The sequence below is a fragment of the Microcoleus sp. LAD1_D3 genome (assembly GCF_036702135.1).
Classification (GTDB): domain Bacteria; phylum Cyanobacteriota; class Cyanobacteriia; order Cyanobacteriales; family Microcoleaceae; genus Microcoleus.
This window is the reverse complement of record NZ_JAUBSB010000020.1, coordinates 91,848-102,304: the sequence shown is the minus strand read 5'-3', so window position 1 is coordinate 102,304 and position 10,457 is coordinate 91,848. Positions and strand designations below refer to the sequence as shown.

12 protein-coding genes and 1 tRNA gene are annotated in these 10,457 nt (G+C 47.2%); 4 read left to right on the top strand and 9 right to left on the bottom strand.

From position 1 onward, the window contains the following. Positions 1–85: 85 nt before the first annotated feature. Positions 86–217 carry a hypothetical protein gene (locus QUA74_RS14255; protein ID WP_333329802.1) on the top strand — a complete coding sequence of 44 codons (132 nt, stop codon included), beginning with the start codon at positions 86–88 and terminating at the stop codon, positions 215–217. Positions 218–676: 459 nt separating this feature from the next. After that, positions 677–1,123 carry a hypothetical protein gene (locus tag QUA74_RS14250; RefSeq protein ID WP_333329800.1) on the top strand — a complete coding sequence of 149 codons (447 nt, stop codon included), beginning with the start codon at positions 677–679 and terminating at the stop codon, positions 1,121–1,123. Positions 1,124–1,348: 225 nt separating this feature from the next. Here the strand turns inward: QUA74_RS14250 and QUA74_RS14245 are convergent, their stop codons facing one another. Both QUA74_RS14245 and QUA74_RS14240 read right to left on the bottom strand, forming a co-directional pair. Further along, a complete protein-coding gene (locus tag QUA74_RS14245) occupies positions 1,349–1,903 on the bottom strand; it encodes a cyclic nucleotide-binding domain-containing protein (protein WP_333329796.1) in 555 nt (184 codons plus the stop codon). 330 nt (positions 1,904–2,233) lie between these two features. After that, a complete protein-coding gene (locus tag QUA74_RS14240; protein ID WP_333329793.1) occupies positions 2,234–3,217 on the bottom strand; it encodes a DUF1517 domain-containing protein in 984 nt (327 codons plus the stop codon). Positions 3,218–3,520: 303 nt separating this feature from the next. Between QUA74_RS14240 and hemB the strand changes: the two genes are divergently transcribed. After that, positions 3,521–4,504 (top strand): porphobilinogen synthase, encoded by a 984-nt coding sequence (hemB, locus tag QUA74_RS14235; protein ID WP_333324442.1) that lies wholly within the window; start codon positions 3,521–3,523, stop codon positions 4,502–4,504. Positions 4,505–5,008: 504 nt separating this feature from the next. Then, positions 5,009–5,497 (top strand): GNAT family N-acetyltransferase, encoded by a 489-nt coding sequence (locus tag QUA74_RS14230; RefSeq protein ID WP_333329790.1) that lies wholly within the window; start codon positions 5,009–5,011, stop codon positions 5,495–5,497. A 176-nt stretch (positions 5,498–5,673) separates the two neighbouring features. Here QUA74_RS14230 and QUA74_RS14225 read toward each other — a convergent pair whose 3' ends face one another. The 7 genes from QUA74_RS14225 to QUA74_RS14195 form a co-directional block, all read right to left on the bottom strand. Then, positions 5,674–6,609, bottom strand: coding sequence for a HAMP domain-containing sensor histidine kinase (locus QUA74_RS14225; protein ID WP_333329787.1), 936 nt, complete (start codon positions 6,607–6,609; stop codon positions 5,674–5,676). Positions 6,610–6,634: 25 nt separating this feature from the next. Continuing rightward, the gene (locus tag QUA74_RS14220; protein ID WP_333329784.1) at positions 6,635–7,228 is read right to left on the bottom strand and encodes an L-threonylcarbamoyladenylate synthase; all 594 of its coding nucleotides are present in this window, start codon (positions 7,226–7,228) and stop codon (positions 6,635–6,637) included. Positions 7,229–7,274: 46 nt separating this feature from the next. Continuing rightward, the gene (gene prmC / locus QUA74_RS14215) at positions 7,275–8,162 is read right to left on the bottom strand and encodes a peptide chain release factor N(5)-glutamine methyltransferase (RefSeq protein WP_333329781.1); all 888 of its coding nucleotides are present in this window, start codon (positions 8,160–8,162) and stop codon (positions 7,275–7,277) included. 140 nt (positions 8,163–8,302) lie between these two features. Continuing rightward, a complete protein-coding gene (locus tag QUA74_RS14210; protein WP_333329778.1) occupies positions 8,303–9,178 on the bottom strand; it encodes a Tic22 family protein in 876 nt (291 codons plus the stop codon). Between the two features lie 152 nt (positions 9,179–9,330). Then, positions 9,331–9,404, bottom strand: a tRNA-Pro gene (locus QUA74_RS14205). Positions 9,405–9,587: 183 nt separating this feature from the next. Continuing rightward, positions 9,588–9,773 carry a hypothetical protein gene (locus QUA74_RS14200; protein WP_333329775.1) on the bottom strand — a complete coding sequence of 62 codons (186 nt, stop codon included), beginning with the start codon at positions 9,771–9,773 and terminating at the stop codon, positions 9,588–9,590. A gap of 125 nt (positions 9,774–9,898) precedes the next feature. Beyond that, complete coding sequence (locus tag QUA74_RS14195) at positions 9,899–10,450, bottom strand: GNAT family N-acetyltransferase (RefSeq protein ID WP_242725747.1); 552 nt, start codon at positions 10,448–10,450, stop codon at positions 9,899–9,901. Positions 10,451–10,457 lie beyond the last annotated feature (7 nt).

Genomic DNA, 10,457 nt, shown 5'->3' with positions numbered 1-10,457 from the left:
GTGAATTATCTCAGTATACTCCAATTGTCTAACTTATGGCGGGAATGTCTAAGAAAATGTCGTCCTGGGAACTACTCTACAATCTTTGCAAGCGACAAATCAGGCAGAACACACTAAACTCAGAAGAGATGCAGAAAGTGCGATCGCCCAACTCACCGATGACGGACAATTTCTCAACCACGTCCGCGAAATCATCCGCTTCTATAAAGAAGCATAAAAGAAGTCATTAGTGATTAGTCATTAGTGATTAGCCATTAGTGATTAGCCATTAGTCATTAGTGATTAGTCATTAGTCCTTCTCCCCATTACCACTTCTCAACTTGCAATTTCCTATTATCTACCTTTAGATAGATGTCAAATCCTCGCCCCTCCTAAAATCCTTAAGGAAGAGGGAATTTTATCAGTCTTGAGGAAGACTCAATAAATGTATTTTTAATATAGTAAGCGCCCTGACGGTTAGGACGTTTTTAATGCTGAAACCCTTGCACAAGATTGCTTTTTCCTTCTCTCCTAGATAACTAAAACCTTATTCTTTCTTGCTTCTTCCTTCAATATCTGCTATAACCGCAACTTCTCGCAAACTATAACCAAAGATAGTTTGTTAATGAGTTAGCTTACACTTAATATTTAAACATAAGCCAAAGACCTTTTTGAAAAGATAACCCAGGAATAAATCATGACTAATCGCCAACCAATACCCCCCAAAGAAGAAGTTAGCAAATCAACACCGGCCGACGAACAAATCGAAGGCAATATGGAAGCCCCCCACTACGACAGGGGCATTACTCCTGCTGAGACAGCAGCGCGGCAAGACCGGGAAGGCGCTAATTTCATGCACACAACCACCGAAGGGAAGCAGAAAAGTGCAAAAACTGATGACCAAACCGATGACGAAAGCATTCACACTACAGATGGTTATACAGTAGACAAAGAAGGTCTGGTTAACAATTACGCGATCGAACCGGAAATGTACATCAACGAACCGGGCGATTTGAGAGCAAAAGAAGAAGCCGAAGCCCAAGAACGCGCTCGAATTCTCGCAGAAGTCAAAGATAAAAAAGGCGAGGAAGGAAAACTGACCACGGAAGCAGACACCCGTGGCAAAGGGCCGGGCATTATCTAGATTGTGTGGTTGGTAGTTGCGTTTCAGCGCGCGAAATTGCCACTGCGAAGCAAAGGGGCGGGTTTTTATAGTTCCGGCAGTTATCGATGGATATTTCCGGTAAAACTCGCCTCTATTTTTTTTTGCACCTCTGTTTTTTGAGTTGAGAGGTTACATTGTACATCTCTCAATTACCGTATCAATCGGCAAGTTTTCAGACCCAGCTCAAAAAAGCCTTAAAATTCCTCAAGCTTTAACATTTTCCCTCAGCCAATTAAACTTAGCCTCAGCTAGCGCCAAATTTTCCAGGACGTTAGGATTGATATCCTCTCGTTCAAATTCTGGTTGCTCTAATTCAATATTGCGACCGTATTCTATATGTCTGATCGTACCGCGCATCCTGTCTGCCAGACACAATGAAATTCCATAATAAAACCGCGAAGCAAAGCCCATATCTTGTTGAAGTTTGATTACTAACTGCCGCCTAGGAATTGCTAGCAAGTGAGTTTCTTCGATCGCCTTCACCGTTGCCAAAGGAGGACGAGCGTCAATGAAAGAGACTTCTCCCACCAATTCTCCAGTGGCTATTTTAGCGAGTTCTCTAGTCCGCTCAGCCTCGATCAAAACGCTCAAACTTCCATCTAAAACAATGTAGAGCGCATCTATCTGTCTCCCTTCATGGATCAAAATCCCGCCCGGATCTAGAACTTCCTTTTTGCCTTTTTGGACGATCCAGTTGATATCGTCATTATTTAACTGGCTCAAAATAAAAAGTGCTTTTTTTCTGCTGCTGTCGGCCATAAGTTTTAGCTCTTGATCGCTTCTTCTTTATATAAAATTCAGAGGGCGCGCGATCGCAACTTCTTCCGAAGCAGTCCTCGCTTAATACAGTTTTTTTTATCTTCCCTAACTTCTTGGCAAAACCCCTATCGGGCAGGCTTTGCCAATAGCAGATGAATCACGCTGAATCATGATCTCTCAATACTAGCATTTGTTAAACAATCTTTTTTAACTCGATCGACCTCAAAAAACTCGTGTAAAATTCGCGTCTCAAAAGCAATTGGGTTCACCCGCCCAGCTTTGCTGCGGGATGGGGCGCGGCAGACAATGCTCCGCGCCCAGTCTTGCTCACTAAATCGATCGTAAATCAGGATAGCCAGCCAACATATCGTCAGCAGTCAGAGTGTCCCCGTTCGCTTGAGGAGTCCACAGCACCTCAACCGCCAGCAACTGCTCGCTCGATACTCCCCCAATCTGACGCAAAGCTTGGCGCAAATCTTCAGAGTTTTTCACTGCTGGCAATTGCAATTTACCTTGAGTACCGACAATCACCGTCACCACAATAAATTCCCCGGGATCTGAATTCAAATCAGAAGCAACCAGCGCACCATCTTCCTGCAAACCTGGCAGGATATTGCTGCTGCCTGCTTGCCGGAGCTGATTGTTATAATTCGAGAGCGTTTCTTCAGTAAATTTACTGCGTTCTGCCAAAGAAAATTGGTTAAATTTAGCTTCGGCTGCTTCCAAGCGAGTTTGCACAGATTCAGCGCCCGCGTAAACCCAGTATTCAGGATGCCGCAGCAGCGCCAGAGTAGATTCTTGCACCACTTGAGCGCGACCGGCCGCTGTATCGGTATCCGCTTTGCGGGCTAGAGTGTCGAGTTCGGCTTGCAAACCGCGGGCCTCTGCTAGCAAACCAACTTGCAAGCGGCCGACAGATACGGTGGTAGTGGGGGCGCTGTTGCCGAGTTCGTCAGTTGATCCCCCGGCGCGGCGGAAGCTTTGGACAAGGAAATTAGCGATCGAAATAAAAATCAAAATCGAGAACAGGCCGCCAAACCCGCCCCCAAAGCCAAAAAACGGCAGCAAGAACGGGAAACCGAAGCCACCTCCGAAGCCACGGCCCGGATAGTAGCCCCCTCCCGACGGCGCGTAAGTGCGACTAGGAGACGAGTAACTGCGCGCCGGAGCTCTAAAAGAGCCGCCGCCGATGCGTCCTCCGCTGCGGGCCGCCAGAGCTCCGTCAGCGTTACCGAGGGCTAGCGTCAGTACCAGACCGATCGCAAATAGTGATTTCAAAAGCGGTTTCATCTTTGAAATTAGTTGCTTGTACATAAGACCGTTACTATTCGATACATTTATAATTTACAGTCTATCCTCGCTTCTGGGCAGCCTGGTTATAGGTATGAAGCCAGCGAGATATCCGTACCAACCGATCCCACAAGCAGCGTTAGGGCTGAGTCTGGGAACGGGAAAGGCTAGAAATGACTTGCATTCCTGACTACGAACCATGGACATCGCGGGTTTTACAGAAGTTTACTTAAGTCCAGGGCGATCGGCCAACAATAAGCTCTAGACTTTTAAAGAAGCGCCACGAGTCCTAGAAAACAGGGCTTTATCTACCGTAAAAAAAACATTATGTTTCCAACTCACCGCCCCCGCCGCCTCCGCAACCATCCCCAACTCCGCCGGATGGTACGCGAAAATATCTTGACAACCAGCGATTTAATTTACCCCCTATTTGCCGTACCGGGGGAAGCTTTTGCTAAAGAAGTCACATCGATGCCCGGAGTTTACCAGCTATCGGTAGACAAAATAGTAGAAGAAGCAAAAGAAGTCTACGACCTCGGCATTCCGGCTATTATTTTATTCGGCATTCCCGCAGATAAAGACACAGACGCTACAGGTGCTTGGCACGACTGCGGCATCGTCCAAAAAGCGACGGAAGCAGTTAAAAAAGCCGTACCAGATTTAATCGTCATGGTCGATACTTGTCTGTGCGAATATACCAGTCACGGTCACTGCGGCTATTTGGAAGTCGGAGATTTAAGCGGCCGCGTCTTGAACGATCCCACACTAGAATTGCTCAAGAAAACCGCCGTTGCTCAAGCTAAAGCAGGTGCAGATATTATCGCACCTTCGGGAATGATGGACGGTTTTGTCGGAGCAATTCGCGAAGGATTGGACAGTGCTGGATTTGAAGATATTCCCATCATGTCTTACGCGGCAAAATACGCCTCAGCTTATTATGGCCCGTTCCGAGATGCTGCAGATTCTGCTCCGCAATTTGGCGATCGGCGCACCTATCAAATGGACCCCGGAAACGGGCGCGAAGCTCTGAAAGAAATTGCTCTCGACATTGCCGAAGGCGCAGATATGCTCATGGTTAAACCCGCTTTAGCTTACATGGACATCATCTGGCGCGTGAAGGAAGCAACTAATCTGCCAGTCGCTGCTTACAACGTTTCTGGGGAATATGCGATGGTGAAAGCCGCCGCCCTCAACGGTTGGATAGACGAAGAAAGAGTAGTGATGGAAACTTTGACAGGATTCAAGCGTGCTGGTTGTGATTTGATTTTGACTTATCACGCCAAAGACGCCGCCCGCTGGCTGCAAAACTGATTCACTCGATTTGAGAGGTGAGATTTGACTCCACAGCAAAATCTTCGGGTGTTTTCGTGGAGTCAATACCTCTCTCGATAGGTGATTTTTGAGCAATTAGGCAAGACACTAGCTATAGCTTACGCTTACCGATAAACGACGCCTCGAAACCGGGTTTTTATAGTTTCGGTGGGCTGTAACGAAATAGACGTGAGAAAAAACCCGGTTTCTGTGTAGACAAACTCCAAACTCCAAAAAGATCAGTCATTCTCATCTAAAATCTCAAATCTCACATCTCAAATGGTATGAGTTATAAGTTGGTAATTTTGACTCAAAGACTTTTTTAAAAAAATTACCCCAAAAAGTATTAATAATCACCGAAATTAGTTAGAAAATATGTATAACTAAAAATAGTTTTGTAAATTGGGAATTAAATCATTGATTGTTCTCAAGCAAAATCAACTTTCACTCCTGTAAAACAGTAAAAGTAACACACTTTAGATACAACTTGAAGGCAGATTGAGCATGACATCAACGACTAGGGATTCCAGTCACATTCAATTTTGTATAGGTCGCGATCGCGCAGACATCGTACAGATCCAAGAACTATTTAAAGCCGCCGCCTTTTGGGCGAGGGCACGCAAGATAGAAGATTGGGAAATTGCGATCGCCAACAGCGAACCAGTTGTTACGGTTTGGGACGGCTCACGGGCGATCGGCTTTGCCAGAGCCACCTCAGATGGGATCTATCGAGCCACCATCTGGGATGTCGCCATTCACCCGGATTACCAAGGTGCAGGACTCGGCCGCAAATTAGTGCAAACCGTCTTGAGTCACCCTCGAATGTGCCGAGTAGAGCGAGTTTACCTGATGACAACTTACAAACAAAGCTTCTATGAGCGCATCGGTTTTCAGCAAAACGCTAGCACCACCATGGTACTTGAAAATCAGCTTCTCGAAGAGAATCTCGAATTAGAAATTAGCAACGGCGAATTGCTAACTGCTAATTGTTAAATAATCACCCGATTGGCATCAAAATCTATAATATGTAGGGTGCGGAAGGGCGCACCTTACTCCCTATAAATAATTTCCTTCTTTCATCTTCCATTTTCCCGACCTCCGTTAAATCCGTTGCCTTATTCCCGACCTGCGTTACATCCCGTAGATTGCTCGTGGCCGAACTTCCTTCATCACAAAGTTGCCAAAGGAATAGAACACTGAGTCCGGTTAAAATTGCACTCTTCGGACTCAGAAGGCACGGCCAGAACCTCCAACTTTCCGCTCATCAAACTTAAAAGAGTCTGATTCATCAATAACCTCATTCCAGAAGACACCTGAGAATTATCACTGTTCTTAGTAGCATCACACTCCAAATCGTGCTTCAGCAAATCCCAAGACTCGCTCCAAGCACTCACTGAACGCTGATCGTCCACCCAAATGTGAACGCATCCAGATTCCGGCGAAGCATGGGCAGAAACAGAAATACTTCCCTCTTCCATCTGAGCAACAGCAGTATCTACTAAATTGACTAAAACTTGCCTAAACCTCGGCAAATCGACCAATACATAAATTCCCGGATCTGGCGGCAATATCTCCAAACGAATGCCGCGATTAGCAGCTTGCAAGTAAGTTAAATCATCAACCTCGTCAAAAACCTTAGCTAACTGAATCGGCTCAATATCCATCCTGTCAGTGCCGTGTTCAGTTTTAGCAACCGAGATAATTTCATCTATTAATTTCACCAGCTTGAGTGCCGCGACGTGAGCTTGCTCGACAAACTCTCGTTCCTCAGCAGGATCGTCGCACAAATCCGAGAGAATTAATTGCAGCGTACCAATCATAGTGCTCAGGGGCGATCGCAACTCGTGAGAAGTTCGAGCCAAAAAACCCGCCTTAAATTGGCTCATCTCCGATGCCATCTGATAAGCCAATTGAGTTTGCTTAAGTTGGTCGGAAAGGGCATCAAACTTCTCTAAGTGAATTTCTTGAGGAGGAGGTGGCACTTTGGGTGCAGGTTCGGGCTGTTGCAAGCTTTTTTGCCGCCGACGCCAAATCAAACTGCTTCCCAAACCCAGCCCCAGTCCCATACCTAAATATATCAAGTCGCTCCAGCCGATCGGCGCCATATTGCTTTGCCTTGGAGTTTAGCTTTTAGCATTCTAACTCGATCGCGCCTTGTCGCAATATTTCCCAATCGCTGCCAGTCCATTTAGCCACAGTGGAAGGCAAACTCGAAGCTGTTGTCGCTGTTGCTAATTCAGAAGGCACTAATGTCAAGACTTCGGGAAACACAGCCTCAATTTCTGTCACAGACTCCAGAGGCGGCTGGCCGGATAAATTAGCACTGGTAGTAGCCAAAGGGCCTGTCTGCTCTAGAATCTTTAGGGCAAGGGGAAGGTTAGGCACTCGTACTCCGATTGTAGTTGGGTCGATGGGATTGAGAGCCGCCGGAACTTTTGGCGAAGCCGGCAGCACCAAAGTTAACGCCCCCGGCCAATAGGAGTCGGCTACTTGCTGCCACAATTTTAACTCTGCCGGACTTCCCTGCACGTAAGCCCACAAAGCCTGGGCCGATGCTGCCATCAAAATCAGCGGTTTGTCTTGACTGCGGCGTTTAGCTGCAAAAATCAGCTCGGAGCGATCGGGACGCGCAGCCAAAGCGGATACAGTATCTGTAGGAAAACTGACGATATGATTACCAGAAATGGCCCCTTGAACTAGGGCATCGATTGCAACTTGTGTCATGACATTTTAGATTTAAAATTTTAGAATTGCGGCATATTCTTGAAACCTAAAGACGGTAGGCTAAGGCAAAGCGATCGATTCCTGCTAAATCCGAAAATATCTGAACTTCACCGTAACTCCCGTGACTTTGCAGCATATCAGCTACCGCCGTTTCTTGTCCCGCCATCATCTCCACCAGCCAAACTCCCCCGGATTCTAAATAATCGGGAGCCGTTTCTACCAAATGCCGGATACACTCTAACCCGTCCCAACCGCCGTCTAAGGCCAGATGAGGTTCGTGCTTCAAAACTTCCGGTTCCAGAGTCAGCACCGTGCTGCTGGGAATGTAAGGGGGGTTAGACACCATGCCGCTGACTTGACCTTTGAGAAATTCTAGCGGTTCCAACCACGAACCTTGATAAAAATTAATTCGCGATTCAAAGCCCAAATTCTCAGCATTCATTCGAGCCACTGCCAAAGCTTCCGAACTGCAATCTACTGCATAAACCGTAGCATTTGTCAACGCAGAAGCCAAGCCGATCGCGATCACCCCGCTGCCCGTCCCCAAATCCACCCAATGCGATTGGGGATTAACTGAATAGCTTTTAACAGCTTCCACAGCCAAATCGATCAGCAATTCCGTTTCAGGACGCGGAATTAGCACCGCCGGCGTTACTTTGAGCGAAAATTGCCGCCAATGTGCAACTCCCGTTAAATACTGGACCGGCACCCGTTCTTGCAAGCGCCGCTGCCACAATTGAGCAAGTTCAGATAAAGACAACTTTAATTCTATTTTTGGCAAATCTTTAAACGACTCCAAACGCAGAGCCAACCTATCCAAACCAGCCAGCTCTTTCAGCAGCCAGTCGATTTCTGCTAGGGGAATGTCAGAGGATCTCGCCTCGGTTTTAGCTTGATTCGCCCATTCCCAAAGCTCTAAACCAGAAACAAACATAAGACTTTGTAATAATTGCTAATTGCTAATTGCTAATTGTTAATTGCTAATTGCTAATTCGTAAATAGTAGGTTGAGTCGAGAAACCCAACCTACTAATTAATGACTGATAACTGATGACTGATGACTGCTGGCTAACTATTAGCGAGCGGGTCGAGCTGGAGCCGGAGCTGGAGCCGGCCGAGCTGGAGCCGGAGCTGGAGCCGGAGAGGCAGGAGCCGGCCGAGTTTGATTCGGAGCAACCTGTGGATTTTGGCCCGCACCGGCAGGTTGGAGCGATCGCACAAATTCCAGCGACTCCCGCGACGGAATCAAAATCATTTGGGTCAAAAACGGGTCGTTCTCAGTACGCAAAGCTTCCAAAACGCTCTCCAAGTTCACCACCTCAATCTTAATTGTGGCAGTCACGTTCGGCTGCTGCTGCTTAAAACGATCGACCATTCCCTGCAAATCCTCCTTGTTAAAAAACAAGGGAATCACCTCTTGCTGACCCCGCTGAATCGTCAAATAACCATTTTCTGCGCCCCCTCTGGCCAAAAATAGAGGTACACCGTTGAACTCGTTAACTTGTTGACCAGTCTGCTGAAGTACAGTTTTAGCCGACTGCACCTGCTGCGGAGCCGGAACGAAAGCAAATTGCACTTCCTCCGGCTTGCCTTTATTTGCTTGAGTGAGCTGATAAATTTCGCCCAGGGATACTGGCATCACGCGCACCGAGGCTCCCAACTGAGGATTTCTGGTTTTCAGTTGATCGACAAAAGCTTGAGCATCTTTCTGGCTGATGAAAATTCCCGCCACGGAAGCATTACCAGTTTGACCCTCACCCTGCTTGGGAACAGAAGCGATCAGGGGCGCACCCTGAGCGTCTGTAATCGTAAATACTGGCACCGATCGCAATTTTTCCAAAATTTGCGGCTCCGGCAGTGCCAGTGCAGACATCTTGCCAATTGGGGAGGGGCCCAGCAGAGTGCTGCCGACAATTCCCAATATTGCGCCCAAACGAACTAATGATTTCATGTTTTTTCCATCAGGAGCGATCCTGAAACACATTAACGCAAAGACTGGCGACTTAACACGATCAGCAAAAACTGCCTCAATTTGTTTTCATTTTGACGAAATGTAAACATCAGAGACAGTTCTGCTTCAATCTATTATTTAACATTGTGCGATCGGGATGACAGGATTTGAACCTGCGACATCCTGCTCCCAAAGCAGGCGCGCTACCAAGCTGCGCTACATCCCGGTGTTATAGTTAGCTAACCTCTAACTATTAACGCACAAAACCGCTTGCTTGTCAAGCTTTATTAAATATTTAGCTCTCGATGCAGCTAAGGCGAAGTTTTTTTTCAGGTTGTGCGGTTTGACCCCACCCAAAAACGGATACAAGCCCTAGACTCCTGTCGTGATCGGCTTACAATTTTAGACCCTAGTTCAAGCTCCCAGATTCATCTGTGGAATAAATCTCAAATATCAAATAGTTCTTTCGACTGAGGGCGACTCGACTGAGGGCGACTTGACGGCTCGACTGAGTGCCGATCGTCTGAGCGATCGCCGAAGTCTCACGCCGCAGTCTCAAATCTCCAATTGACTGACAATACTTGCACGACTTCATAACGGCGCTGGTGCCGAGATACATCAAAGCCTAACTGACCACAGCGCACAGGTGCAGTTGGTGTTGTCAGCGTCAATATTGTATTGTATATCCTCAACAAATCAACGCCGACCTGCACCTCTGGGCTAATCTGGATACCAAAACATACCTTTAATCCCCTCTGGATCGGACATAAAGCCCAAATTGCGGTAAAAATCCACCACTTGAGGGTCAGCAAATAAGGTAATGTTGCTGATATCTTCACTGCGGAGTTTTTTAATGATGTATTTCATCAGCGCCTTGCCCATGCCTTTGCCCTGGTAGTCGGGATGAACTACCACATCCCAAAGCGTGGCATTAAAAGCATGGTCTGAAGTCGCTCTGGCGAAACCCACCAGCCGTCGCTGGCTGCCCCGCATCTCCCACATAGAGACGACTAGGAAGCTGTGCACAATAGCTTTTTTGACTTTACGCAGGGGACGGCGGGACCAACCCACTGCATTACAAAGTTCTTCGAGTTCGTAGAGGTCAATGTCCCGATCGCAACTGAAAAAGATGCGAGCGTTGCCGCTGGCGGGTTTGCGAAACGTTGGGGAAAGCGGATCGCCTAACCCAACAGCCACATCTTCCTCAAAATCCGCTGTTTGGGGTACAGAGGCAGACTCAGAACTACTAAATAAGTTTTTCCAAAAACCCATGCAGGCG